We start from the raw sequence: 353 nt of genomic DNA on the forward strand, positions 1-353 counted from the left end.
GTGCAGGAGACGCTCAAACGGGATCCGCATTCGGGCAACCTCTTCGTCTTCCGGGGACGCAGAGGCGATCTGATCAAGGTTCTCTGGTACGACGGCCAGGGCCTGTGCTTGTTCTCGAAGCGCATGGATCGGGGTCGTTTTCTGTGGCCCTCACCGGCGGATGGAACAGTGTCGATTTCCACCGCGCAGTTGGGTTATCTGCTCGAGGGCATCGACTGGCGCAATCCCCAGCAAACCTGGCGCCCGACTGCGGCCGGATGAGCCACAAAGCCTTGCCATGCCACGGGTTCGTGGCACACTCGAAGGGTGGCAAATCACCCTGATCCGCTTCCCGCCAGTCTGGCTGACGCTCA

Annotated in this window: 1 protein-coding gene; it reads left to right on the top strand. The window is 61.8% G+C overall.

Annotated elements, in window-relative coordinates:
- On the top strand, positions 1-261 hold a 261-nt coding region (gene tnpB / locus KHP60_RS04415; protein ID WP_213562370.1), incomplete at its 5' end, for an IS66 family insertion sequence element accessory protein TnpB.
- Between the last annotated feature and the right edge of the window lie 92 nt (positions 262-353).

This window comes from Microvirga sp. 3-52, assembly GCF_018383585.1.
Classification (GTDB): Bacteria; Pseudomonadota; Alphaproteobacteria; order Rhizobiales; family Beijerinckiaceae; genus Microvirga.